General features: G+C 70.1%; 24 protein-coding genes. 18 read left to right on the forward strand and 6 right to left on the reverse strand.

What is annotated here, in order from left to right; genetic code table 11:
* Positions 1-46 precede the first annotated feature (46 nt).
* The 9 genes from AB0H81_RS10380 to AB0H81_RS10420 all read left to right on the forward strand — a co-directional run bounded on the left by AB0H81_RS10380 (position 47) and on the right by AB0H81_RS10420 (position 8,917).
* Positions 47-757 (forward strand): metalloregulator ArsR/SmtB family transcription factor, encoded by a 711-nt coding sequence (locus AB0H81_RS10380; protein ID WP_358372028.1) that lies wholly within the window; start codon positions 47-49, stop codon positions 755-757.
* Positions 754-2,166 carry a Fe-S cluster assembly protein SufB gene (sufB, locus tag AB0H81_RS10385; protein ID WP_358372031.1) on the forward strand — a complete coding sequence of 471 codons (1,413 nt, stop codon included), beginning with the start codon at positions 754-756 and terminating at the stop codon, positions 2,164-2,166. The genes AB0H81_RS10380 and sufB overlap by 4 nt, the downstream gene beginning before the upstream one ends.
* Positions 2,166-3,290 carry a Fe-S cluster assembly protein SufD gene (sufD, locus tag AB0H81_RS10390; RefSeq protein ID WP_358372034.1) on the forward strand — a complete coding sequence of 375 codons (1,125 nt, stop codon included), beginning with the start codon at positions 2,166-2,168 and terminating at the stop codon, positions 3,288-3,290. Before sufB ends, sufD begins: the two co-directional genes overlap by 1 nt.
* Positions 3,287-3,604 carry a non-heme iron oxygenase ferredoxin subunit gene (locus AB0H81_RS10395; RefSeq protein ID WP_358372037.1) on the forward strand — a complete coding sequence of 106 codons (318 nt, stop codon included), beginning with the start codon at positions 3,287-3,289 and terminating at the stop codon, positions 3,602-3,604. Before sufD ends, AB0H81_RS10395 begins: the two co-directional genes overlap by 4 nt.
* 4 nt (positions 3,605-3,608) lie before the next feature.
* The gene (sufC, locus tag AB0H81_RS10400; RefSeq protein ID WP_358372040.1) at positions 3,609-4,355 is read left to right on the forward strand and encodes a Fe-S cluster assembly ATPase SufC; all 747 of its coding nucleotides are present in this window, start codon (positions 3,609-3,611) and stop codon (positions 4,353-4,355) included.
* On the forward strand, positions 4,352-5,635 hold the full coding sequence (locus AB0H81_RS10405; protein WP_358372043.1) for a cysteine desulfurase: 1,284 nt from the start codon (positions 4,352-4,354) through the stop codon (positions 5,633-5,635). Before sufC ends, AB0H81_RS10405 begins: the two co-directional genes overlap by 4 nt.
* A gap of 2 nt (positions 5,636-5,637) precedes the next feature.
* Entirely contained in the window at positions 5,638-6,078 is a 441-nt protein-coding gene (gene sufU / locus AB0H81_RS10410) for a Fe-S cluster assembly sulfur transfer protein SufU (RefSeq protein WP_175589611.1), read from the forward strand.
* The gene (locus AB0H81_RS10415; protein WP_358372047.1) at positions 6,075-6,434 is read left to right on the forward strand and encodes a metal-sulfur cluster assembly factor; all 360 of its coding nucleotides are present in this window, start codon (positions 6,075-6,077) and stop codon (positions 6,432-6,434) included. Before sufU ends, AB0H81_RS10415 begins: the two co-directional genes overlap by 4 nt.
* 404 nt (positions 6,435-6,838) lie before the next feature.
* Positions 6,839-8,917, forward strand: a complete 2,079-nt coding sequence (locus AB0H81_RS10420) for a DEAD/DEAH box helicase (protein WP_358372050.1) — start codon at positions 6,839-6,841, stop codon at positions 8,915-8,917.
* Between the two features lie 1,033 nt (positions 8,918-9,950).
* Here the strand turns inward: AB0H81_RS10420 and AB0H81_RS10425 are convergent.
* Positions 9,951-10,916: a winged helix-turn-helix domain-containing protein gene (locus tag AB0H81_RS10425; protein WP_358372052.1), complete on the reverse strand. Its 966-nt coding sequence runs from the start codon at positions 10,914-10,916 to the stop codon at positions 9,951-9,953.
* A gap of 746 nt (positions 10,917-11,662) precedes the next feature.
* On the opposite strand from AB0H81_RS10425, the gene AB0H81_RS10430 reads away from it, so the two are divergent.
* Positions 11,663-11,920: a hypothetical protein gene (locus AB0H81_RS10430; RefSeq protein ID WP_358372055.1), complete on the forward strand. Its 258-nt coding sequence runs from the start codon at positions 11,663-11,665 to the stop codon at positions 11,918-11,920.
* A gap of 6 nt (positions 11,921-11,926) precedes the next feature.
* Here AB0H81_RS10430 and AB0H81_RS10435 read toward each other — a convergent pair whose 3' ends face one another.
* From AB0H81_RS10435 to AB0H81_RS10455, 5 genes are all read right to left on the reverse strand, one after another.
* A complete protein-coding gene (locus AB0H81_RS10435) occupies positions 11,927-12,880 on the reverse strand; it encodes a carbohydrate ABC transporter permease (RefSeq protein ID WP_358372058.1) in 954 nt (317 codons plus the stop codon).
* The gene (locus tag AB0H81_RS10440) at positions 12,880-13,803 is read right to left on the reverse strand and encodes a sugar ABC transporter permease (RefSeq protein WP_358372061.1); all 924 of its coding nucleotides are present in this window, start codon (positions 13,801-13,803) and stop codon (positions 12,880-12,882) included. Before AB0H81_RS10440 ends, AB0H81_RS10435 begins: the two co-directional genes overlap by 1 nt.
* Before the next feature lie 54 nt (positions 13,804-13,857).
* Positions 13,858-15,114, reverse strand: a complete 1,257-nt coding sequence (locus AB0H81_RS10445) for an extracellular solute-binding protein (protein ID WP_358372064.1) — start codon at positions 15,112-15,114, stop codon at positions 13,858-13,860.
* A 224-nt stretch (positions 15,115-15,338) separates the two neighbouring features.
* Complete coding sequence (locus AB0H81_RS10450; RefSeq protein WP_358372067.1) at positions 15,339-16,352, reverse strand: LacI family DNA-binding transcriptional regulator; 1,014 nt, start codon at positions 16,350-16,352, stop codon at positions 15,339-15,341.
* Between the two features lie 213 nt (positions 16,353-16,565).
* Positions 16,566-17,726 carry a cytochrome P450 gene (locus AB0H81_RS10455; protein ID WP_358372070.1) on the reverse strand — a complete coding sequence of 387 codons (1,161 nt, stop codon included), beginning with the start codon at positions 17,724-17,726 and terminating at the stop codon, positions 16,566-16,568.
* A 191-nt stretch (positions 17,727-17,917) separates the two neighbouring features.
* Here AB0H81_RS10455 and AB0H81_RS10460 point away from each other — a divergent pair, with 191 nt between their 5' ends.
* The 8 genes from AB0H81_RS10460 to AB0H81_RS10495 all read left to right on the forward strand — a co-directional run bounded on the left by AB0H81_RS10460 (position 17,918) and on the right by AB0H81_RS10495 (position 25,280).
* Positions 17,918-18,211 (forward strand): phosphoribosyl-ATP diphosphatase, encoded by a 294-nt coding sequence (locus tag AB0H81_RS10460; protein ID WP_358372072.1) that lies wholly within the window; start codon positions 17,918-17,920, stop codon positions 18,209-18,211.
* A 64-nt stretch (positions 18,212-18,275) separates the two neighbouring features.
* Entirely contained in the window at positions 18,276-19,121 is an 846-nt protein-coding gene (hisG, locus tag AB0H81_RS10465; protein WP_358372074.1) for an ATP phosphoribosyltransferase, read from the forward strand.
* A gap of 227 nt (positions 19,122-19,348) precedes the next feature.
* A complete protein-coding gene (locus tag AB0H81_RS10470) occupies positions 19,349-20,032 on the forward strand; it encodes an acVLRF1 family peptidyl-tRNA hydrolase (protein WP_358372076.1) in 684 nt (227 codons plus the stop codon).
* Positions 20,033-20,257: 225 nt separating this feature from the next.
* Positions 20,258-21,274, forward strand: a complete 1,017-nt coding sequence (locus tag AB0H81_RS10475; protein ID WP_358372079.1) for a LacI family DNA-binding transcriptional regulator — start codon at positions 20,258-20,260, stop codon at positions 21,272-21,274.
* Positions 21,275-21,287: 13 nt separating this feature from the next.
* The gene (locus AB0H81_RS10480; RefSeq protein ID WP_358372082.1) at positions 21,288-21,944 is read left to right on the forward strand and encodes a DUF1961 family protein; all 657 of its coding nucleotides are present in this window, start codon (positions 21,288-21,290) and stop codon (positions 21,942-21,944) included.
* 127 nt (positions 21,945-22,071) lie between these two features.
* The gene (locus AB0H81_RS10485; protein WP_358372085.1) at positions 22,072-22,701 is read left to right on the forward strand and encodes a DUF624 domain-containing protein; all 630 of its coding nucleotides are present in this window, start codon (positions 22,072-22,074) and stop codon (positions 22,699-22,701) included.
* Between the two features lie 116 nt (positions 22,702-22,817).
* Positions 22,818-24,251 (forward strand): extracellular solute-binding protein, encoded by a 1,434-nt coding sequence (locus AB0H81_RS10490; protein ID WP_358372087.1) that lies wholly within the window; start codon positions 22,818-22,820, stop codon positions 24,249-24,251.
* A gap of 57 nt (positions 24,252-24,308) precedes the next feature.
* The gene (locus AB0H81_RS10495) at positions 24,309-25,280 is read left to right on the forward strand and encodes an ABC transporter permease subunit (RefSeq protein ID WP_358372090.1); all 972 of its coding nucleotides are present in this window, start codon (positions 24,309-24,311) and stop codon (positions 25,278-25,280) included.
* Positions 25,281-25,283 lie beyond the last annotated feature (3 nt).

The following is a 25,283-nucleotide window of genomic DNA, read 5'->3' on the forward strand; positions in this document are numbered from 1 at the left end:
GCGGATCCGTTTGTGAGGCGGGAAGGAATTACGGCACACTGATGTTGTGAAAAACGTGCCCACCACGATCGAGCCTGGCAGCGAGCGCAGCACCCGCGCGCGCGTGGCCCGGCTCATCCTGGAGCACGGTCCCGTCGCGGCCGCGGCGCTGGGCGAACGGCTCGGGCTGACCCCGGCCGCCGTCCGCCGTCACCTCGACGCGTTGCTGTCCGACGGGATGATAGAGCCTCGCACGGTACGGCCACGCGGCCAGCGCGGGCGCGGGCGACCGGCCAAGCTGTTCGCCATCACCGACGCGGGGCGCAGTGCCTTCGAGCACGCCTATGACGACCTGGCCGGGAGCGCGCTGCGCTTCCTGGCCGAGCGCATGGGGGACGAGGCGGTGACCGACTTCGCCCGCACGCAGGTCTCCGGCCTGTTGCGTAGGCTGGAGCCGGTCATGCGCGCGGTGCCCGCCGAGCAGCGGGTCGAGGTGCTGGCGCAGGCGCTCTCGGCCGAGGGCTACGCCGCGTCGGCCAGCAAGGCCAAGTCCGGCGGAGACCAGCTCTGCCAGCACCACTGTCCGGTGGCGCACGTGGCGGCGGAGTTCCCTCAGCTCTGCGAGGCCGAGACCGAGGCGTTCGCCCGGCTCCTCGGCACCCCCGTGCAGCGCCTGGCCACGATCGCCCACGGCGACGGGGTCTGCACCACACACGTCAGCCCGCAATCGCTGGGTGATCCCGCACATAGAGACAAGAGCAAGGAGACCGGAAGGTGACTGTCACCGACCGCCCGGAGCTGGAAGGCCTCGGAAATTACAAGTTCGGCTGGGCCGACCCGGACGCCGCCGGGGCGGTGGCCAAGCGTGGCCTGTCCGAGGAAGTCGTGCGCAACATCTCCGGGCTCAAGAACGAGCCGGAGTGGATGCTCGACCTTCGCCTGAAGGGCCTCCGCCTGTTCGACAAGAAGCCGCTGCCCACGTGGGGCTCCGACCTCAGCGACATCGACTTCGACAACATCAAGTACTTCGTCCGCTCGACGGAGAAGCAGGCCGCCTCCTGGGACGAGCTGCCCGCCGACATCAAGAACACCTACGACAAGCTGGGCATCCCCGAGGCGGAGAAGCAGCGTCTCATCGCCGGCGTCGCCGCCCAGTACGAGTCGGAGGTCGTCTACCACAAGATCCGTGAGGACCTTGAGGAGAAGGGTGTCATCTTCGTCGACACCGACACGGGCCTGCGCGAGCACGAGGAGCTGTTCAAGGAGTACTTCGGCTCGGTCATCCCGGTCGGCGACAACAAGTTCGCCGCCCTCAACACCTCCGTGTGGTCCGGTGGCTCGTTCATCTACGTGCCGCCGAACGTCGAGGTCGAGATCCCGCTCCAGGCGTACTTCCGGATCAACACCGAGAACATGGGCCAGTTCGAGCGGACCCTGATCATCGTGGACGAGAACTCCTACGTCCACTACGTCGAGGGCTGCACCGCGCCGATCTACTCCTCCGACTCGCTGCACTCCGCGGTCGTCGAGATCATCGTGAAGAAGAACGCCCGCTGCCGTTACACGACCATCCAGAACTGGTCGAACAACGTCTACAACCTGGTGACCAAGCGCGCCGTCGCCTACGAGGGCGCCACCATGGAGTGGATCGACGGCAACATCGGCTCCAAGGTCACGATGAAGTACCCGGCCGTCTACCTCATGGGCGAGCACGCCAAGGGCGAGACCCTGAGCGTCGCGTTCGCCGGCGAGGGCCAGCACCAGGACGCCGGCTCCAAGATGGTGCACCTGGCGCCCCACACCAGCTCCAGCGTCATCTCCAAGTCGGTGGCCCGCGGCGGCGGCCGCACCTCCTACCGCGGTCTCGTGCAGATCGAGGAGGGCGCCCACGGCAGCGCCAGCACCGTCAAGTGCGACGCGCTGCTCGTCGACCAGATCAGCCGCTCCGACACCTACCCCTACGTCGACGTCCGCGAGGACGACGTGTCCATGGGGCACGAGGCCACGGTCTCCAAGGTCAGCGAGGACCAGCTGTTCTACCTCATGAGCCGCGGGCTCGACGAGGACGAGGCGATGGCGATGATCGTGCGTGGCTTCGTCGAGCCGATCGCGCGTGAGCTGCCCATGGAGTACGCGCTCGAGCTCAACCGGCTGATCGAGCTGCAGATGGAAGGAGCCGTCGGCTGATGGGCCTGAACGAGAAGCCCCTGTCGACCCTGCACGAGAAGGCGTCGTACGACCTGGCCGACTTCGACGTGCCGACCGGGCGCGAGGAGGCGTGGCGCTTCACCCCGCTGTCGCGCCTCAAGGGCCTGCACACCGGCAAGGCCGCGGCCGACGGCAAGGTCGTCGCCGTGGCGTTCGCCCCCGAGGGCGTGCGGGTCGAGTCGGTCGGCCGCGACGACGAGCGCATCGGCAAGGCGTACGTGCCGGCCGACCGGGTCAGCGCCCAGGCGTACAACTCCTTCGAGGAGGCCCTGGTCGTGACGGTGCCCAAGGAGGCGGTGCCCGACGGGACCATCTCCATCCAGGTCAAGGGGCGCGGCGGCGACGGCGCGGCCTACGGCCACACCGTGGTCGTGGTCGAGCCCCTGGCACAGGCCACCGTGGTCATCGAGCACCAGGGCAGCGCGGTCTACGCCGACAACATCGAGTTCGTCGTCGGCGACGGCGCGACCCTCAAGGTCGTCAGCCTGCAGGAGTGGGACGACGACGCCGTGCACGTCTCGCACCACCACGCCCAGCTCGCCAAGGACGCCACGTTCAAGAGCTTCGCCGTGACGCTCGGCGGCGACCTCGTCCGGCTGTCGCCCAGCGTGTCCTACACCGGCCCCGGCGGCGACGCCGACCTGTCCGGCGTCTACTTCGTGGACGCGGGCCAGCACCTGGAGCACCGCCTGCTGGTCGACCACTCGCAGCCCCACTGCAAGAGTAACGTCGACTACCGCGGCGCCCTGCAGGGCGAGGACGCCCACGCCGTCTGGATCGGCGACGTGATCATCAGGGTCGAGGCCGAGGGCACCGACACCTACGAGCTCAACCGCAACCTCATCCTCACCGACGGCGCCCGCGCCGACTCGGTGCCCAACCTGGAGATCCTCACCGGCGAGGTCGCCGGCGCGGGTCACGCCTCGACGTCGGGCCGCCTCGACGACGAGCACCTCTTCTACCTCCAGGCGCGCGGCATCCCCTTCGACGAGGCCCGCCGCCTGGTCATCCGCGGCTTCCTCGGCCAGCTCATCGAGCGCATCGAGATCGAGGAAATCCGCGAGCGCGTCATGGGCGCGGTGGAGGCGGAGCTCGCGCGATGAGTTTCGAGAAGGTGTGCAGCGTCACCGACATCCCCGACGGCGGGGTGATCGGCGTCGAGGTGGACGAGACCCCGGTCGCGCTCGTCCGCAAGGGCGACGAGGTCTTCGCGCTGCACGACATCTGCTCCCACGCCGAGGTCAAGCTCAGTGAGGGAGAGGTCTACGACGGCACGCTGGAGTGCTGGCTGCACGGCTCGTGCTTCGACGTCCGGACCGGCAAGCCCACCGGCCCCCCCGCGACCAGGCCCGTGAACACCTACACAGTCAAGATCGACGGCGATGACGTGCTCGTCTCGCTCTCGAAGGAGTCATAAACACATGCCCACCCTTGAGATCCGTGACCTCCAGGTCGCCGTCGAGGACAAGGAAATCCTGCGCGGCGTCAACCTCACCGTGAGGTCCGGCGAGACCCACGCCATCATGGGCCCCAACGGCTCCGGCAAGTCCACGCTCGCCTACGCGATCGCCGGTCACCCCAAGTACACGATCACCGGCGGCCAGGTGCTGCTCGACGGCGTCGACCTGCTGGAGCTGTCGGTCGACGAGCGCGCCCGCGCCGGCCTGTTCCTCGCCATGCAGTACCCCGTCGAGGTCCCCGGCGTGTCGGTGTCCAACTTCCTGCGCTCGGCCGTCACCGCGGTCCGCGGCGAGGCGCCCAAGCTGCGCGAGTTCGCCAAGGACCTCAAGAGCGGCATGGACGCCCTGTCCATCGACGCCGCCTTCGCCCAGCGCAACCTCAACGAGGGCTTCTCCGGCGGTGAGAAGAAGCGCCACGAGATCCTCCAGCTGGAGCTGCTCAAGCCCAAGATCGCGGTGCTCGACGAGACCGACTCCGGCCTCGACGTCGACGCGCTGCGCGTGGTGTCGGAGGGCATCAACCGCTTCCGCGCCTCCGGCGACACGGGCGTGCTGCTCATCACGCACTACACCCGCATCCTGCGCTACGTGAAGCCGGACTTCGTCCACGTCTTCGCGGGCGGCCGGATCGTCGAGGAGGGCGGCCCGGAGCTGGCTGACAAGCTCGAGTCCGAGGGCTACGAGCAGTACACGAAGGCGACTGCATGACTTATCCCACCAGCTTGGACGTGGAGAGGATCAGGAAGGACTTCCCGGTTCTCTCCCGCGAGCTGCCCGGCGGGCGCCCGCTCGTCTACCTCGACTCGGGCAACTCATCACAGAAGCCCACGCCGGTCGTCGAGACGGTGCGCGAGCACCTGGCGATGCACTACAGCAACGTCGGGCGCGCCATGCACGCGCTCGGCGCCGAGTCCACCGAGGCGTACGAGAGCGCGCGTGACAAGCTGGCAGCGTTCATCGGCGCGCCCTCCCGCGACGAGGTGATCTTCACCAAGAACGCCTCCGAGGCGCTCAACCTGGTCGCGCACGCCTTCGGTTCCCACCTGTGGGGCTCGTCCGGCGAGGGCGCCGATCCGCGCTTCGCGCTCGGCCCCGGCGACGAGATCGTCATCTCCGAGATGGAGCACCACTCCAACATCGTGCCGTGGCAGCTGCTCGTCCAGCGCACCGGCGCGACGCTGAAGTGGTTCGGCGTCACCGACGAGGGCCGGCTCGACCTGTCCAACCTGGACGAGCTGGTCACCGAGCGCACGAGGATCGTCTCGATCGCCCACCAGTCCAACGTGCTCGGCACCGTCAACCCGGTCGCCGACGTGCTGCGGCGCGCCCGCGAGGTGGGCGCCCTGGTGATGCTCGACGCCTCCCAGTCCGTCCCCCACCACCCCGTCGACGTCGCCGAGCTGGGTGTCGACTTCGTGGCCTTCACCGGACACAAGATGCTCGGCCCCTCCGGCATCGGCGTGCTGTGGGGCCGGGGCGAGCTGCTCGAGGCCATGCCCCCGTTCCTGGGCGGCGGCGAGATGATCGAGGCGGTCTGGATGGACCACTCGACGTACGCGCCGATCCCGCACAAGTTCGAGGCGGGCACGCCGCCGATCGTCGAGGCCATCGGTCTCGGCGCGGCCGTCGACTACCTCCAGGCCATCGGCATGGACGCCGTCGAGGCGCACGAGCGCGAGCTCACGGCGTACGCGCTGGAGGCCCTGCGTGAGGTGCCCACGCTGCGGCTCATCGGGCCCGAGACCCTCGACCGGCGCGGCGCGACCCTGTCGTTCACGCTGGAGGGCATCCACCCGCACGACGTGGGGCAGATCCTCGACGACAGCTTCGGCATCGCCGTGCGCGTCGGCCACCACTGCGCGCGCCCGCTGCACCTCAGGTTCGGAATACCGGCGACCACGCGGGCGTCGTTCTACCTGTACAACACCACGGGCGAGATCGACGCCCTGGTGCGCGGCCTCCACCACGTTCAGAAGGTGTTCGCATAGCCATGATCGGCGAGTCGATGTACCAGGAGCTGATCCTGGAGCACTACAAGCACCCGCAGGGGCGGGGGCTGCGCGAGCCGTACGACGCCGAGGTCCACCACGTGAACCCGACGTGCGGCGACGAGATCACGCTCCGGGTCAAGGTCGGCGACGCCGGCCGGATCGAGGACGTCTCCTACGACGGCCAGGGCTGCTCCATCAGCCAGGCCGCCGCCTCGGTCCTGCACGAGCTGACCGCGGGCTCCACGGTGGAGGAGACGCTGTCGGTCGTCGACGAGTTCACCCGGCTCATGCAGGGCAGGGGACAGGTGGAGGCCGACGAGGACGTCCTCGGCGACGCCGTGGCGTTCGCCGGGGTCGCCAAGTTCCCCGCCAGGGTCAAGTGCGCGCTGCTGTCCTGGATGGCCTACAAGGACGCTGTAGTGAGGAGTGCCAGCAGATGAGCAAGCCGGTGGAGACGCCGACCTCGTTCGACGGTGAGGCCACCGTCGAGGAGGTCATGGAGGCGCTCAAGGACGTCGTCGACCCCGAGCTGGGCATCAACGTCGTCGATCTCGGTCTGATCTACGGCCTCAACCTCGACCCCGCCGAGGACGGCCGGCCCGTGGCCACCATCGACATGACGCTCACCAGCGCCGCCTGTCCGCTCACCGACGTGATCGAGGATCAGGCGCACTCCGCGCTCGATGGTATGGTCTCCGATGTGAAGATCAACTGGGTCTGGCTCCCGCCGTGGGGCCCGGACAAGATCACCGACGAGGGCCGCGAGCAGCTCCGTATGCTAGGCTTCAACGTCTGATCTCCTGACCTTCAGCATCAGTCAGCAGCATCAGCTTCGGCAGCACGTCCTGAGCAGTTCCAGCAGGACGTGCTGAGTAGTACGGCCGGCATACCAGTGCCGGCCGCGTCCGTGCCACGGTCCGAGAGCCGGACCGGTCGGGGAATACTCGTCGTCTTCCCCGCGTTGGCACCACGTGCACCTGGCGCACCTTTCTGTGCGTTAAGCCGCCTGCGGCCGGCAAGCGGGTGCGCGTAGACGGCCCCGATGCGTGCCGGTGAGAGCACCGGCCGGGCCTGTCCCCACCCCAGCGGGTGCCGATCACCCGCGCCTCGCAATGAGTGCGGCATGGCGCCGCACGTCCTGGCTCGTCCTTTCGCAGAAGTGACGCGCCACTTCGACTGAAAGGCACGACGTTCGTGACCATGCTTGACGCTGTCCTGCCCGAGCTCACCCCCGAGCAGGGCCTGCCCGAGCTCACCCCCGAGCAGGGCCTGCCCACGCTCGCCCCCGAGCCGGGCATCTCCGGGTTCGAGCTGCTGGGTCTGCCCAAGCCGCTCGTGGCCGGCCTGGCCCGCCAGGGCATCGACAGCCCCTTCCCCATCCAGACCGCGACCATCCCGGACGTGCTGACCGGCGCCGACGTGCTCGGCCGCGGCCAGACCGGCTCCGGCAAGACGCTCGCCTTCGGCCTGCCCACCATGGCCCGCCTCGCCGGTGTCAGGCCCGCCCCGGGCCGTCCCCGCGCGATGATCCTCGTCCCCACCCGCGAGCTGGCCCTCCAGGTGCACGACGCGCTGGAGCCGCTCGGCCGCGGCCTCGGCCTGCGCATGAAGGTCGTCGTCGGCGGCATGTCCATGGGCAAGCAGATCGAGGCGCTGCGGCGCGGCGTCGACATCGTCATCGCCACGCCCGGCCGGCTCGGCGACCTCATCCGCCAGGGTGAGTGCTCGCTGGCCGACGTCGAGGTGAGCGTCCTCGACGAGGCCGACCACATGTGCGACCTCGGCTTCTTCCCCGTCGTCACCGAGCTGCTCGCGCAGACCTCGCCCGACGGGCAGCGGCTGCTGTTCTCCGCCACGCTCGACGGCGACGTCGACAAGCTGGTCCAGCGCTTCCTCAAGGACCCGATCACCCACTCCGTCGCCCCCGCGACCTCCCCGGTCGACACGATGGAGCACCACGTCATGCAGGTCTCGCGCGACGACAAGTTCGACGTCACCGCCGAGATCGCCAACCGCGAGGGCCGGACGATCATCTTCGTCCGCACCCAGCACGGCGTGGACCGGCTGTGCAAGCAGCTGGCCCGGGTCGGCGTCAAGGCGGGCGGCCTGCACGGCGGCAAGCGCCAGAACCAGCGCACCCGCATCCTGGCCGAGTTCCGCGAGGGCTCCGTCAACGTGCTCGTCTGCACCGACGTGGCCGCCCGCGGCATCCACGTCGACAACATCAGCCTCGTGCTGCACGTCGACCCGCCGCAGGACCACAAGAGCTACCTGCACCGCGGCGGCCGCACGGCCCGCGCGGGCGAGAAGGGCACCGTGGTCACGCTCGTGCTGCCCAACGAGCGTCGCTCCACCGACCAGCTCACCCGCCGGGCGGGCATCCACCCGTTCCGCCTCAAGGCCACCCCGGGTCACCCGCGGGTCGCCGAGGTGACGGGCGCCCGCGTCCCGAGCGGCGAGGCCATCCCCGTGTGGGAGCCCGACGTGCGCAAGCCGCTGCGTCCCCGCCGCGACCACGGCCACGGCGGTGGGAACGGCGAGCGCCGCGGCCGGCGCGGGCGCCGCGACTTCGGCCGTGACGGCGACGGCGACCGCCGTCCCCGCCGCCACGACGACGGCACCTCGGGCGCCGGCTCGGGCTCGGCCTCCCGCGAGGGCGGCGAGCGTTCGTACGGCTCGCGCCGCGAGGGCGGTGACCGCTCCTACGGCGAGCGCCCCCAGGGTGACCGGTCCTACGGTGACCGGCCGTCCGGCGGGCGCCGGTCCGAGGGCGGCGAGCAGGAGGCGGGCTCGCGTGAGCCGCGCACGTTCGGCGAGGACCGCGGTCAGCGCGGTTTCCGCCGTGACGACCGCGGCCCGCGCGGCGGGGGCTTCCGCTCGGACGAGCGTGGCCCGCGCACCGGTGACCGCGGCCCCCGTGCCGGCGGCTTCCGCTCCGACGACCGCCCGTTCCGTTCCGAGGACCGGCCGTTCCGCGGGGACGACCGCGGTCCGCGCGGCGGCGGGTTCCGTTCCGACGACCGCCCGTTCCGTTCCGACGACCGCGGCGCCCGGGGCGGCGGTTTCCGTGACGACCGCGGCCCGCGCGGTGGCGGGTTCCGCTCCGACGAGCGCGGCCCGCGCGCCGGTGACCGCGGCCGGCCGTTCTCGGCCGACCGTGAGCGCGGCTTCCGCGCCGAGGAGCGCCCGCGCGACGGCTACCGCTCCGGCGGCCACCGCGACGACCGCGCCCCGCGCGGCGGCGGTTACCGCTCCGGGGAGCGCCGCTTCGGCCGCTGACCCGCGGACACCTTCGACGGCCCGTCGTACCCCTCGCAGAGGACGGTACGGCGGGCCGCGCCGTTCCGGCCCCCGGGATCTCGCCGTTGCCAGCTCCCGAGGCCGCGCCGTTCCGACCCCCCGGGGCTCGCCGTTGCGAGCTCCCGAGGCCGCGCCGTTCCGTGCCCCCAGATCGCCCTGCCGGAGATCGCGCGAGGGGCTTCCGGCGAGCGGCCACACCCCCGACGACAGGCGGTGACGATGCCGCTCCCGCCACGTCACCGGGCTCTGATCGCGGACACGTCGCGCCGGTCAGCGCAGATCTCCCTCTGACGCCGTTCCCCAGGACAGGGCGACGCTCCACGAGCGCCGTGGCCGCCCACCTCCGGCGCCGGCTCGCCGGCCACGTCCGGCCGGCCGCGCGGACCGGCGGCGTCCTGAACCGCGAACCGGCCCCCGGCTGCGACATGTCGTACCGGTGGTGTCGATGTCGCCGGTGATCGTTCGTGTAGGGGGTGACAGGGCCGCAGCAGGGCGGCCCGCGGCGTGAAGGGAGCAGGCCGATGCGTTCGATCACGGCCACGATGTTCGTCACCCTCGATGGAGTCGTCCAGGGCCTCGGCCGACCGGACGAGGACGCCCGCGGCGGCTTCACCCACGGGGGCTGGGGCCGGGGGGACGACGACGAGGTGATGGGCCGCGAGCTGGCCAAGGGCATGGCCAGGCCCGGAGACATGCTGTTCGGGCGTTCGACGTGGCAGGACTTCATCACCGCGTGGGGACGTGCCACCGACGGCAACCCGTTCACCACGCACATGAACGCGGCGACGAAATACGTCGTGTCGAGGACGCTGGAGGATGCGGACGCCTGGCGGAACTCGATCCTGCTGCGTGGCGAAGCCGCCGACACGGTGGCCCGGCTGAAGGCCCAGCCGGGGGAGGATCTGTCATCGACGGCGCCGCGGATCGCGGACCTCACCCCCCGAGGGCGCCCACGGCACCTGCCAGGCGCTGTACGACTGGACGACCGGCGTCCCGCGCGTGGTGTTCGCCGTCAGCCTGACGCCCGCCGTCGCGCGGCGCGAACGGGCCCTGGCGCGGCCGGTCTGAGATCCGGGCGCTGGAGCGGGGTGGCGGTCTCGGCGCCGGCCTGGCGTCCCTCCAGCAGGGCCGTGCCCAGGGGGGTGCGCGTGTGCAGCACCGCCGGGCCGTCACGGTAGGTGTCGATCAGCCCGGCCTCCCGCAGCACGGCGGCGTGGCGGCTCGCCGCGCCCGGCGAGATCCGCAGCATCCGCGCGAGCTCCGTGGTGGTCCTGCCGTGGTCCAGCGCGACCAGGGCCGCCGAACGGTTCCTGCCCAGCAGCGCGACCAGGTCGCAACGTCCCCTGAGGGCCGGCGCCCAGCGGTGCCGCTCCTCGATCGGGTAGATCAGGACGGGCCGCAGCTCGTCGTCCGCCAGCGACACCGGGACGCGCTGGCAGAAGTAGGACGGCACGAGCCGCAGGCCGCGCCCGTCGAGCCGCAGCTCACGGTCGACGTCGTAGGCGACCTCCAGCACGGGGGGCTTCCACCGCACCAGCGGTCTCATCCCGGCGAAGAGTCCCTCGACCCCGGATTCCAGCAGGGTCCGCACACGGAACGCCCGGTCGGCGGCGACAGAGGAGAACACGAGCTCGTCGTACGGGGCGATGACCGCCTGGTGGTAGGCGCGCAGGGTGTCGCCGAGCCGGGTGAGCGCGGTGACGTCGCCGTCGGCCAGCAGCCGCGCCCATCCCGGCAGGCGATGCCGCCGGGCCAGCAGCCGCAGCTCGCGGGCCAGCCGCGCCTTGGGTGTGCGCCGGATGGCCTCCAGCCCCTCCTCCAGGCCGCTGCGCGCCTCGTGCGGGGTGAGGAAGTCCGGGAAGTACGGCCCGGCGGGCGCGAGGACGTCCAGCAGCGCCGTCCCCTGCCGCATTTCCGCGCCGCGGGTGGGATGGGCGCGCAGCTCGCCGATCCAGGGCCGGAAGACCGGTGAACGCATTCGGTCGCGCAGGCGAAAACGGCTGAGCACTATCTCCCATAACGGATCTGATTCGCCGGCGACGGTGATCCGTGTCAGATCGGCGGCGGTGAAATGAATACGCAGAATCCCCATCGTCCCCCCGTGACCCGCGTCATCGTTTTACCTCCGCGCCGACCCTACACCGGGACGTCCGGGAAAGGGCGTTCCCGGGGCTCGGGGGGTTCGCTCCACCCCTGCTCACGAGGGCTTTTGAGCTCTGGAGGAAACGTCTCGCCCGCGCTCGCGGAGCTGACCGAGAATCGTATTCCGGCGTCCGACGACGAAAGGACACATGATGAAACTCGGGACCGGTGTCAAGAGGGAGAGAACCGTTCCCGGCCGTGGCCGTGATGTCCTTCGCCGCGCGCCGCCCGGCTGCGACGGTTCACCGGACGAGGAGTACGGCTTCCACGACATCCCGACCGGCTGAAGGGCGACTTCGTGCGCGTTCGAGGGGAACGGCGCGCACCTCGGCTTCCGCGGAGCCGCGGCAGCGAGAACCCGTGATGAAGCGGTTCATCCCCCCATTGCGGCATCGGTCTGGCCATGCTGGGATAGGCGGGCAAACCGGTTAAGCTCACAGGGGCGTGGCGGGATGAGACGACACGGGTTCAACCTGCAGTGGATCTTCTCTAAGGAGCCCGGTGCCGAGCCGGCCCCGGTGGACAACCTCTGGGCCGACCGGGAGGCCCAGGACGGCTTCGCCGGCATCTGGACCCGCTTCGATGGCCGCTACCGCGGGGTGCCGGCGGACGCGCTCTCCTTTCGGCTGCTACGAGCACACGCCGAACGACGTCGCGCTGCGCCGGCTGGCCGACGTGCTCGGCGTGTTCGCCTCCTTCGGATGGGGGTACGCGCTCTGGCAGTTCGAGGGCCCGTTCGGGGCGGTGGGCCACCGCCGGCCGGGCGCCGGGTTCGAACGGCTGGACGGGTTCGAGGTGGACCGGGACCTCCTCGACCTGCTCCAGGCGCAAAAGGGTTGAGGGCGCTCAGCCCTTGAGCCCGCTGAGCGCGATGCCGCGGGTGAAGTACTTCTGGAAGACGAGGAAGAACGCGATCGTCGGCACGGACGCCAGCAGGCCGCCCGCCATGATCGCGCCCTGGTGATCGGGGCCGCCGAAGTAGGAGTTGAGCCTGGCCAGCGCCACGGGCAGGTTCGCCATCTCGTCGCTCTGCACGATGATCAGGGGCCAGAGGAAGTTGTTCCACTCCGCCAGCACGATGAAGATCGACATGGCGGCGAGAGCGGGCCGCAGGAGCGGGAGCACGATCGTCCACCAGATCCGCCACTCCCCGGCGCCGTCCACCCGGGCCGCCTGGATCAGTTCGTTCGGCAGCGACTGGAGGAACTGCACGAGGAAGAACAGGACGAACGCCTTGGCCAGGGCGGGGACGATGTAGGCGGCGTAGCTGTCGAGCCAGCCCAGGTTGCGCATGATCACGTAGTTGGGGATCAGCGTGGTCTGCCACGGCACCATCATCGACGCGATGATCATCAAGAAGATCACCCGGCGGCCCTTGATGTCGTGCTTGGCGATCACGTACGCGGCCAGGGAGCAGATCAGCAGCGACCCCACCGTGATGGCGGTGGTGATGAACAGGCTGTTGAACAGGAACCGCCAGAACCCGAAGTCCACCTGGAACCGCTGGAAGATGCCCTGCAGGTGGCCCGGGTTGATCCGCTGGGCCGACCAGTCCGGGTCGTAGAAGTTGTCGAACGTGGGCGACTGGGGCACGAACGAAGGGGGCGTCCTGGCCAGCTCCGCCGGCGGCTTGAGGACCGTGATGACCAGCCAGTAGAAGGGCGCGATCATCGTCAGCGACAGCAGATAGAACGGCAGCCGCAGCAGATGCCGGTTGATCCTGGCGCGGCGGTCGCGGGCCGGCGCCGGCTGCCGGGCGCGGGGGGCGGGGGCGATGGTCTCCAGGGGGGCGACGGCCATCACAGCTCCTTCATCGCGCGGCCCAGCCGCAGGTTGACGAGGCTCAGCACGAAGATGATCACGAACAGCACCCACGCGATCGCCGAGGCGTAGCCGAGCTCGAAGTGCGTGAAGCCCTGGTCGTACAGGTAGGGGACGATCATCAGGCCGGAGTCGAGCACGCCTCCCACGTTGTTGGTACCGCGGAAGACGATGTAGACCGCCTCGAACACCTGGAACGCCCCGATGAGCCCGGTGACCACCACGTAGGTGGTGACCGGGCGCAGCAGCGGCAGCGTGATCCGGCGGAACTGCTGCCAGGTGGAGGCGCCGTCGATGCGGGCCGCCTCGTAGTACTCCTCCGGGATCGAGCCGAGCCCGGCCACGTACAGCACCATGCCGTACCCCATGCCGCCCCACACCGACATCAGCACCAGGATCGGGATCGTCAGCGCCGGCGTGGCCAGCCAGGCGACGGCGTGGCCCCCGAACCAGCCGACGACGGTGTTGGCCAGGCCCACGTCGCTGGGGAACAACACCCACTTCCACATGAGCATGAGCGCGATGGAGGAGGTGACGGACGGCAGGAAGAACAGGGTGCGCATGATCCGGTGCGGCCAGCTCGTGCCGTTGAAGGCCAGCGCGAGGCCCAGCGACAGCAGCGTGCCCACCCCGACCGACGCGACCACGTACAGGGCCGTGTTGCCGAGCGCGTGGCCGAAGCGGGCGTCCCCGGCGAGCCGGCGGAAGTTGTCCAGGCCGGTGAACACGGCCGGGTTGATCCCGTCGAAGCGGGTGAAGCTGAGGAACAGCGAGTTGGCCAGCGGCCAGATGAGAAAGCCCGCGAACAGCGCGAGGAACGGCAGCAGCATCAGGTAGGAGGTGCCGTAGCGCCGCAGCGCGCTGCGCAGGGGAGTGGCGGCGGGGGTCGCCGTGTCGGCCATGTCAGGCTCCTGGATCGGAGGCCGGGACCGGCGCCCGCCGGTCCCGGCGGGCGGCTATCCGGCGTTGCGCTCCATGACCTTCGCGGCCTCGGCCAGCGCGGTCTTGACGTCCGCCTTGCCGAGGATGGCCGACTGGAGCTGCTTGGACACGTCTCCCGCGCTCTCGTCCCAGCCGGGGCAGCCGGGCGCGGCCTTACCGGTCCTGATCGAGGCCTCGAACACCTGCGCCTGCTCGGGGGTGAACGTCGAGGCGGACACCACCTTGTCCGGGCGCGGCGGGATGAAGGGCAGGTTGCGCTTCTTGGCCTCGTCCACGATCGCGGTGATCGCCTCGTCGGAGTAGAGGAACTTCACGAAGTCCGCGCTGATCTGGGCGTACTTGCTGAACGACGTGACGCCGACGGCGCGCCCGCCGATGAACGTGGTCGGCCCGGCGGGGCCCGCGGGCAGCGTGGTCATCGCCCACTTGTCCTTGAGCTTCGGCTTGTTGGTGTCGATGCCCTTGGCGATCCAGCTGCCCGCCACCACCAGCGCGGTGCCGGTGTCAAGCGCGTCGGAGCCCTCCACGGTCGCGGTCGGCGCGCCGTGCTCGCGGTAGAGGTCCATCCAGTACGTCAGCGCCTGCTCGGCCTGCGGGGTGTTGAGCGACGGCTTGCAGTCGGGGGTGTAGAACGTGCCGCCCGCCTGGTAGAGGTAGTTGAAGTAGCCGATCCAGTCGAGGTTGCCCCAGTCCTGGCTGTACGGCTTCTTCACCCCGGCGGCCTTGAGCTTGCCGATGGCCGTGACCAGCTCCTCCCACGTCTTGGGCGGGGTGACCTTGGCCTGGTCGAGCAGGTCCTTGCGGTAGTACAGGGCGAAGGTCGACATGTCGAGCGGCACGCCGTACACCGAGCCGTCGGGGGAGACCGCCGACTCCCACTGGGCGGGCTGGGCCTGCGCCTTGAGCGCGTCCAGGCCGTGCTTGCGCAGGTCCACCATGGCGCCCCGGGCGCCGAACTGGATGGTCCACGTCATGCCTCCGGACAGGATGTCCGGGCCGCTGCGGCTGGTGGCGGCGGCCAGCAGCTTGGCGTACGCGTCGTCCCACGACAGGGTCTGCACCTTGATCGTCACCTGGGGGTGCGACTGCTTGTACAGGTCCGCGACCTTCTGGAAGATCGCGGTCTCGTCGTCTCCGCCCGTCGACCAGAAGGACAGGCTGGCGGGGGCGTTCTGGTCGGCTTGCTTGGTCTCCGACTGGCCGCTGGTGGCGCAGGCGGCGCTCAGGAGCGCCACCAGGACCGTGCCGCAGACTGCCGTCGTTCGTCGCATAGGGGCCGTCCGATCTGTCGGTCGGATGGGCGCGCGGATCCCCAGACGGAGGCGTGCGGGATGTGCGGGGCATCCCGCGACCCGGCGCCCGATTTCACAGGTATGGGGATCTCACCACTTAAACGGGTAAGTTACAATAGGCCGAGATCGAGATTGCGGGAATGCTTCCCGCTCCGCCCGTCCTGGCGCGGATCACGTCGCGGGACGGCCGTCGGTGAAGCGGTTCAGGGGGCCGGGGCGGTGCTGCCGCGCAGGCGCAGACGTGCCGCGGGGTCCTCCGCGCCGGTGACCTCCTCGCCCGCCGCCATCCGCAGCAGGAGCTCCGCCGCCCGCGCGCCCGAGGCCGGGATGTCACGGGCCAGCGCCGTGAGCGGCGGCCGCACCACCTGGCAGAGCGGGGAGTCGTCCCAGGCCACGATGGACAGGCCGGCCGGCACCTCCAGGCGCATCTCCTGGGCCACCGACAGGCCCGCCAGCGCCGTGATGTCGTTGTCGTAGACGATCGCCGTGGGCCGGGCGCGCGAGCTCAGCAGCCGCCGGGTGGCCCGGGCGCCCTCCTCGCCGGTGTAGTCGGTGTGCGCCACCGGCGCCCCGTCCAGTCCCAGCGCGGCCACCGAATCCTGGAAGGCCGCGTCCCGGATCGCGGTGTGCGCCAGGGCGGCCGGGCCCGCCACCCGCCCGACCCGGCGGTGGCCGAGCGCCGCGAGGTGCTCGAGCACCTCACGCATGGCGGCCGCCTCGTCCGACCACACCGCGGGCAGCGAACCGGCGGCAGACGGATGGCCGATCACCACGGCCGGCATGCCCAGCTTCTCCATCACGGGCACGCGGGGGTCGTCCGCGTGCAGGTCGACGAGGATCACCCCGTCCACGCGTCCCTCGCCCCACCAGCGGCGATGCACGGCGATCTCGTCCTCGTGCCCGGCGGCCACCTGGAGCATGAGCGCGCACGAGCGCGCCGCCAGCTCGCCCTCGATGCCGCTGATCAGCTCCATGAAGAACGGCTCGACGCCGAGGAAACGCGCCGGGCGGCACACGACCAGCCCGATGGCGCCGGCGCCGGCGCCGCTCAGCAGGCGGGCGGCCAGGTTCGGGCGCCAGCCGATCTCCTGGGCGATCGCCTGGATGCGCGCCCTCGTCTCCTCCGACACGCCCGGCCGGCCGTTCAGGGCGTAGGACACCGCGCCCTTGGACACGCCCGCGCGCCTGGCGATGTCGGCGATCGTCGGCCTCTTCACGCGGCACCTCCGCCATGAAAGTTTCACTGAACCGTATCAGCGGGAATCGCCACAGCCACTGGTCATGTGCTTACCCGGTTCACCGGCGCGGGAAGAGAATGCGTGCGTCTCTTCCGCTCCCGGAGGATCGCGCCCTGCCGCTCGGGGGAGGATCGGGGCCGGCGGCGGGAACCCCCGCCGGGTGGCCGCCCGCTGGACGTGGCGGCCACCCGGCTATCGGTCAGTAGGCGTAGCGCATGCGGGATCACCTCCTCGGCCGAGCGTGACCGGCAGCGCGCGCACCCCGCGCAGCGTGCCGCTGTCCCACATCGCCGGCTCGCCCTCGCGGCGCACCATCGTGTACCCCGCTAGCTCGCTGAACAGCACCCTGGCCTGCATCGACGCGACCCCGGCGCCCAGGCAGGCGTGCAGGCCGCGGCCGAAGCCGAGGTGCGGGTTGGGGGAGCGGCCGAGGCGCAGGGCCTCGGGATCGCGGAAGACGGCGGAGTCGCGGTTGGCCGCCCCGATGATCAGCGTCACGCCCTCGCCGGCGCGTACCCGGTGATCCCCCACTTCGGTGTCGGCCAGGCAGCCACGGGCGAGAACCTGGACCTGACTCGTGTAACGGATGACCTCTTCCACCGCCGATTCCGGATTTCTCATGAATTGAGGAAGCGTCCCAGGGGCGTCGGTGAACGCGAGCAGCGCGAGCGACAGCAGCCGGGCGGAAGACTCGAAACCGGCATGAAAAGTGGACCGGACGGAATTCAGCACCAAACGGCGGTCCAGCCCCGCTCCGGGGAGTTTCTGCGCGAGATAGGAGAACATGCCGCCCGGGCGGTGCTCGGTCATCCAACGTTCGATCAGCTCGTCCAGCTCGGCGCGCGCCGCGAGCCCGGCGGGTATCACCTCGGGCCGCAGCCCGGCGTCCATGGTGTCGATGACAGGCGGCGACACCCGGCGCAGCCAGCCTGGGTCGGGCGGGTCCACGCCCAGCAGGTCGCAGATCGTCGCGACCGTCAGCGGCGTCGCCACCTCGTCCACGAAGTCGGCCGTGCGGCCCTCCACTCCCGCCAGCAGGCGCCTGACCCGCGCCGACGTGCGTTCGACCAGCGTGACGTGGTCACACGCCCGATAGGCGGCCGTGAGCAGCCGCCGCACGGGAGGGTGCTCCGGCGGGTCCACCGTCTGCAGCATGACCAGCTCGTCCGGGACCCGCTCGCCGAGCCGCCGCCAGTCGGAGGTGAAGCGGTCGAGCCGCCTGAGCACCGCCGCGCAGTCCTGGTGCCGCGTCAGCACCCACGTGCCGAGCTCCTCGAACCAGTAGAACGGGTCGTTCTCCCGCCATGCCGTATAGACGGGCGCGGGGTCGCGGAGTATCTCCGGGCGAAGCAACGTACGGAGCGAAAGCGGAAAGAGGCCTTCCTTCTGCACAAAGCCTCCATATGCGACTCGATATTCCTCCGCCGAATTTGCCAAGTGGACCATAGAGGAATGACAGAATGGGGTCAAGATCGATTACCGGCGTTGTTGTCTCGCGTTCCGGACACGGGGCGTGCGACCCGCGCGGGCCGACTAGGCTTGTCATGCACGTCAGCCGACCGACGAGAGAGACCATGAAGACCTTCGAAGAGCTGTTCGCCGAGCTGTCCGAGAAGGCGCGCACCCGGCCCGCGGGGTCCGGCACCGTGGCCGCGCTCGACGCCGGCGTCCATGCCATCGGCAAGAAGGTCGTCGAGGAGGCCGCCGAGAGCTGGATGGCCGCCGAGCACGAGTCCACCGACCGGGCCGCCGAGGAGATCTCCCAGCTCCTCTATCACGTGCAGGTCCTCATGCTCGCGAAGGGCATCGGGCTGGACGAGGTCTACAAGCATCTCTAGGGCGCCCGGCGCCCGCCTCGCCCGCCCACGCCCGCACCGCGAGACACGGAGAGACGACACCGACATGATCCGACTAGCCGTACCCAACAAGGGCGCGCTCAGCGAAGCCGCCCAGGCCATGCTCAAGGAAGCCGGCTACCGGCCCCGCCGCGACAGCAAGGAGCTGTTCGTCCTCGACGAGGACAACGGCTGCGAGCTGTTCTTCCTGCGCCCCCGCGACATCGCCGTCTACGTCGGCGAGGGCACCCTCGACGCCGGCATCACCGGCCGTGACATGCTCGTCGACTCCGGCGCGCCCGTCGAGGAGATCATGCCGCTCGGCTTCGGCGACTCCACCTTCCGCCTTGCGGCCAGGCCCGGCACGTTCGCGTCGGTCAAGGACCTCGACGGCATGCGCGTGGCCACCTCCTACGCCGGTCTGCTCGGCAAGTACCTCTCCGACGCGGGCGTCGACGCGCGCGTCATCAAGCTCGACGGCGCGGTCGAGACCGCCATCCGGCTCGGCGTGGCCGACGCCATCGCCGACGTCGTCGAGACCGGCACGACGCTGCGCAACGTCGGCCTGGAGGTGTTCGGCGAGCCGATCATGCGCTCCGAAGGCGTGCTGATCAAGCGGCAGAGCGCCCCCGAGCCGCCGGGCGTCCAGCAGCTCGTGCGCCGCTTCCAGGGCGTCGTCCACGCGCGCGACTTCGTCATGATGGACTACGACATCCGCGCCGAACGCATCGAGGAAGCGATCGCGCTGACCCCCGGCATGGAGGGGCCGACGGTGTCGCCGCTGCACCGCGAGGGCTGGGTCGCGGTGCGCGCCATGGTCCGCCGCAAGGGGCACCAGCAGGTGATGGACCAGCTCTGGGACATCGGCGCCCGCGCCATCCTGGTCACCGACATCTACGCCTGCCGCCTCTGACACACGCCGCCCCAAGGGCCGCCCGCCCTTGGGGCCCGCTCCTTGCTCCGGCCCCTTGGGCTCGCCCTTCGACCTTCTGGTGTCATCCGTCATCGCGGGTGGGCCTGTTGGTCGTCCGAGTCGTCACCCGCCCGTCCGGGGTGCCCCCGCTGGTCGTCTGAGCTGCCCCTCTCCCCAGTGCCCTTACCCGTCCGTGTGGCGGGCAAGGGGTCGGTTAGCCTTCCGGCATGAGCGCGCGACCGGCCAAGGGCGGCGGGCGGTGGGTGTCCGTGCCGCCGGAGCGGGTGCACCCGTGGATCGACGGGTTCGCCGACCGGCATGGGCCGTTCGAGGCGTCGGGCGACGAACGAGTGGTGCGGCTGGTCGCCGCCGACGGGGCGCTCGCCGAGCTGTGCGTGCCATTCCCGCCCATGCTCCCAGGCCCGCCGCACGCCACCCGGCTGGTCACGCACGCACGCGCGGAGCGGCGGATCGGGGTCGTGCTGGTACGGCTGGGCGGGTACGCGGCGGGGGTGTTCCACGGTACGGACCTGGTGGCGTCCAAGGTCGGCGCCCGGCTGGTCCAGGGGCGCACGGCGGCGGGCGGCTGGTCGCAGCAGCGCTTCGCCCGGCGCCGGCGCAACCAGGCGGACCGGGCCCTGGATACGGCGGCCGACACCGCCCTGCGTGTCCTGACGCCTCACTTGCCGGAGTTGGAGGCCGTGGTGCTGGGGGGAGACCGGCGGGCCGTGGACGCCCTGCGCGTGGATCGCCGCCTCGCGCCGCTGCTGGCCCTGGAGGCGGAGCCGTTCCTGACCGTCCCGGACCCGAAACTGGCGGTGCTACGCGCGACGCCGGAGGAGTTTCGCGCTGTCCGGATCCACGTGGTGGACCCGCCGCAGGTGGGAGAGCCGGGTGACGCTGCCTCCTGACCCGCGGGTCACGGGTAGTCGGTCAGGCGCGTCGGCGGGTGAGAACGGCCACCGCGGCGAAAGGCGACGACCTTGATTACTCGACCCTCGCTCACTGAAACGGAAAACAGAATAACGTTCCGGTAAGCGGTTGCCAGAAAAACTGCAGGTTGAGTCGATTCAAAAGAATCTTCCCGGCCGCTATGATGAGCGGCGTTCACCCCCGGCGCGGCCTCGTGAGGATCCATGGCGACAAGGAGCATCAAGGAGGTCGCGCGCATGGCGCGGGTCTCGGTCGGCACCGTGAGCAACGTGCTCAACCGGCCGGAGATCGTCGCGCCGGCGACCAGGGAGCGGGTGTTCGACGCCATCCGCGAGCTGGGCTTCGTCCGCAACGAGGTGGCCCGCCACCTGCGGGTCGGCCGTAGCCGCACGGTCGGCCTGGTCGTGCTCGACGTGGCCAACCCCTTCTTCGCCGACGTCGCGCAGGGCGCCGAGACGCTGGCCGACGAGCACGACACGATGGTCGTGCTGTGCAACAGCGGCACCGATCCCAACCGGGAACGCCGCCACCTCGACCAGCTCGAACAGCAGCGCGTCATGGGCATACTGATCACCCCGGTCGACGCGGGCCATCCGAGGCTGGCCGACCTGTCCGCCCGGGGCACCCCCGTGGTGCTGGTCGACAGCGCCGCCACCGGGTTGCAGTGCTCGGTCGCCGTGGACGACCGGTTAGGCGGGCAGATCGCGGCGGCTCACCTCATCGAGCAGGGGCATCGCCGCATCGCGTTCGTGGGCGGGCCGCCGTCGATCAAACAGGTGGCCGACCGGCACGCGGGCGCGGCCGGCGCGGTCGAGGCGGCGAACGGCGTGGAACTGCTCGACGCGTGGATGCCCATGCTGAGCGCGGCGGCCGGGCGGGCCGCCGGCGAGCGCGTCGCCGCCCTGCCCCCGGCCGAGCGCCCCACGGCCGCCATCTGCGCCAACGACCTGCTTGCCCTAGGGTTCCTGCAGGCCATGGCCGCGTGCGGGCTGCGCGTGCCCGGCGACATGGCCATCGTCGGCTACGACGACATCGACTTCGCCGCCGCGGCGGCGGTCCCCCTCTCGTCGGTACGGCAGCCGCGCGAACTGCTCGGCCGTACGGCCGTCGAGCTCCTGCTGGAGGAGGTCGCCGACCCGGAGCGGCACCGGCACCGGCAGGTGATCTTCCAACCGGACCTGGTGGTCCGCGAGTCCAGCGCGCTGCGGAGGCGCGACTAGAAGGAGCGGCATCGTGACCGAGATCTACCGCAACCGGCTCGCCGGCCCCGACGACCTGGAGGGGTTCCGGATGGAGGGGGCCGGGGCGGTCTCCTTTCCCATGGGCAGGATGCGACTGGAGAGCCTGCGCCCGCCGGCCGACGGACAGGCCGCCAACCTGGTGCTCTGGTGTCCCGAGGAGTTCCCCGCCGACGTGCGGATCGAGTGGGACTTCTGGCCGGTCAGGGAGCCGGGGCTGGCCATCCTGTTCTTCCACGCGCGGGGCCGGGGCGGCGAGGATCTGTTCGACCCGGCCCTGGCCAGGCGTGATGGGCCATACGAGCAGTACCACAGCGGCGACATCGACGCCTACCACGTGTCCTACTTCCGCCGGATGTGGCAGTCGGAGCGAAAGTTGCACACCTGCAATCTGCGGAAGAGCCACGGCTTCCACCTCGTCGCGCAGGGGCCCGACCCGCTGCCCGCGGTGCTCGACGCCGAAGGTCCCTACGCCATGCGCCTCGACGTCCGCGCAGGTGAGGTGACGTTCGCGGTCAACGATTTGGTCTCGTTCCGCTGGGTGGACGAGGGCCTCGTGGGCGGTCCGGCCCTGGCCGGGGGCAAGGTCGGCTTCCGGCAGATGGCCCCGTTGATAGGCGAGTACGCAAATCTCCGCGTTTCGCGTCATTGACTCTGAGTCGATTCAACACTACGTTCGCCACCAACCGCAGCGGTCATCCGCCCGTAACGGGGCGGGAACCACAGTGCAACACCCCCACCGCCGTGTCCGTGCACACGCCACGAGAAAGTGCTGCCGGATGAGCCATACCACCACGTCAACCAGGGTCTACGCGATCTGCTCAGAGCTCGTCTGGGCGGTCCGGCTGAACCTGCTGTGGATCGTCTTCACCCTCGCGGGCGGAGTCGTCCTGGGACTGGGGCCCGCCACCATGGCCGCCTACACGCTGGCCCGGAGGCATGCTCGTGGTGAATCGTTTCAGGCGGCGCGCGAGTTCTGGGCCGTGTACCGGCGGGAGTTCGTGCGCGGCTCGCTGCTGGTGCTGCCGGCGGCGGTGCTGGGCGTCGTCCTCGTGGGCGACTACCTGTACCTGAGCGCGCTCGGCCCCTCCTCCGGAGGGATGCGGATCGCGGCCCTCGTGGCGCTCGTCGCGCTGGCCGGTGTGGGGGCGCAGGTGGGGCCGCTCTACGCGCACTACGACCTGCCGCTTCGGGCCTACTGGCCCAAGGCGGCGCAGCTAGCGCTGCTGCGCCCGGCCTCGTCCGTGCTGTTGCTGCTAGCGCTCTCAGCCATCGCCTACGCGACCTCGGCGGCGCCCATCCTCGCGCCCCTGATCAGCTTCGGCGCGTGGATCTACCTCAACACGTGGCTCTGCCAGCGCTTCTTCGCGGAGAACGAGGCGCGACTGCATTCGAAAGGGAACTCATGAGCGCATCCCGTCGCCGGCGTCTCATTGCCGGGGTGTTAACGCTAGCGGCTGCACTCACCGCTTCGGCCTGCTCAGGCGGTGACGCGCCCGCCACCGATCCAAACACGCTGACCATCATGACCAAGCTGTTCGGCGCCGCGCCCGACCCGAAGGGCGAGATGCAGCAGGCGGTCGAGAAGTTCCTCGGCAAGAAGCTTCAGATCACCTGGGTTCCCAACGCCGAGTACGCCGACAAGGTCAACGTCACGCTGGCTTCGGGCAACGTGCCGCAGCTCATGGTCGTGGACCCGCACAGCCCGGCGTTCGTCAAGGCCGCACAGGCCGGGGCGTTCTGGGACTTGACCGGCAAGCTGGACAAGTACCCGAACCTGAAGGCGACGGACAAGCGCCGCGAGCTCAACGCCTCCATCAACGGCAAGTCCTACTCCATCCCCCGGATGCGGCCCATGCTGCGTTCGGCGGTCATGCTCCGCAAGGACTGGCTGGAGAAGCTCGACCTGAAGCTGCCGGAGACCGTCGACGACCTCTACACCATCGCCAAGGCGTTCACCGAGAAGGACCCCGACGGCAACGGCAAGAAGGACACCTACGGCCTGATCATCCCGAAGTGGCCGGGCAAGTACGCCAGCGCCAGCCCCTACGACACGCTCGAGACCTGGTTCGGCGCCCCGAACGAGTGGGGCGAGCGCGACGGCAAGCTGGTCCCCGGCTTCGACACCCCCGAGTTCCTCGAGGCCAACAGGTTCCTGAAGAAGATGATCGACGAGGGCCTGGTCAACCCGGACTTCGCCAGCTACGACACGGCCAAGTGGGACGATCCGTTCTTCCAGGGCAAGGGCGGCATCATCATCGACGTGAACGTCCGCGCCAGGGCGCTGCTCGACAAGTTCAGGGACGACGGCGACAAGAACTACGGTGACCGGGTCGCCATGGTCGGCAACCTCAAGCGCTCCGACGGCAAGAAGTTCTCCCTGCCGTTCACCGGCTACAACGACGCCATCGCGATCTCCAAGCAGAACGTGCGGACCGAGCAGGACCTCGACAACATCCTGAAGGTCCTGGACAAGCTGGGGTCGAAGGAGGGCCAGGTCCTCGTCCAGAACGGCATCGAGGGGCGCAACTTCAAGGCCGAGGGCGACAACGCCGCGCTGATCAACGAGACCGACCCCAAGGTCAGGGTCGTCCAGGACAACGTCGACCAGGCCTTCACCCAGCTCGGCTTCAAGGGCGACACGACGTACGGCGGCCTCGCCTACGCGCGCACGCCGTCCGGCCAGCCGTACAAGGACATCATCAAGCTGGGCTTCGACCTGATGAACGAGGACCTCAAGACGGCCGTGTACAACCCGGCGCTGCCCGTGGTCTCACCCACAAAGGTCGCCAAGGGTGCGCAGCTCGACGACATCATCCCCGACGCCCGGATCAAGTACCTGTCGGGTGAGATGACCGAAGAGCAGTTGAAGGGCGAGATCAAGCGCTGGTACGACGCCGGCGGCACGCAGGTCGCCGCCGAGATCAACGACCTGGTCTCCAAGCTCGGCACCAACTGACCCGCCTGAGGGGCCCGGGCCGCCGTGCCCGGGCCCCTCACATGAAAGGAGGCCGCTGTGGCCACCGACCTGGCGCCGCCTCCCGCGCAGGCGGCGAGCAAGCCCGGCCGACGCCGGAGGGCGGGATGGGGCGCCTCCCTGGCGCGCTATCGCTGGCTCTACCTGATGCTCCTCCCGGGCGTCGTCTACTTCGCGCTCTTCAAGTACCTGCCGATGTACGGCATCACCATCGCCTTCCAGGACTTCCTGCCGTTCCTCGGCTACTCCGGCAGTCCCTGGGTGGGCTTCCAGCACTTCCAGGATCTGTTCGCCGGGCCGGACTTCGGCCGGCTGATGTTCAACACGCTGTTCCTGGCGGCGCTGACCGTGGTGTTCGTCTTCCCCGCGCCGATCGTCGTCGCGCTGCTGCTGAACGAGCTGCGGATCAACGTGCTCAAGCGTTCGGTCCAGTCGGTGATGTACATCCCGCACTTCCTGTCCTGGGCGATCGTCGCGTCGCTGACGTATCTGCTGTTCTCTGCGGACTTCGGAGTGATCTCCGGATGGATCCGCGAGATACTCGGCGACACCGCGAAGATCGACTACATGGCGCAGGAGGAGTGGTTCCGGCCGCTGATCATCGCGCAGCAGCTGTGGAAGCTGACCGGCTGGGGCACGATCATCTACCTGGCCGCGCTGGCCGGTGTGGATCCGCAGTTGTACGAGGCGGCCCGCATGGACGGCGCCGGCCGCTTCCGCCAGCTCTTCCACATCACGCTGCCCGCGATCCGCCCCACGATCGTCGTCATGGCCATCCTCACCTCGGGCAACCTGCTCGACACGGGCTTCGAGCAGATCTGGCTCATGACCACCTCGCTGAACCGCTCGGTGGCCGACGTGTTCGACACCTACGTCTACTACACCGGCATCACCCAGGGCGCGATCAGCTACTCCACCGCCGTCGGCCTGTTCAAGGGCGTCGTCGGCTGCATCCTGATCTTCGGCTCCAACTGGCTGGCCAAGCGCCTCGGCCAGCGTGGACTGCTCTAGGGG

It is taken from the genome of Nonomuraea sp. NPDC050691, from assembly GCF_040654455.1.
Classification (GTDB): domain Bacteria; phylum Actinomycetota; class Actinomycetes; order Streptosporangiales; family Streptosporangiaceae; genus Nonomuraea.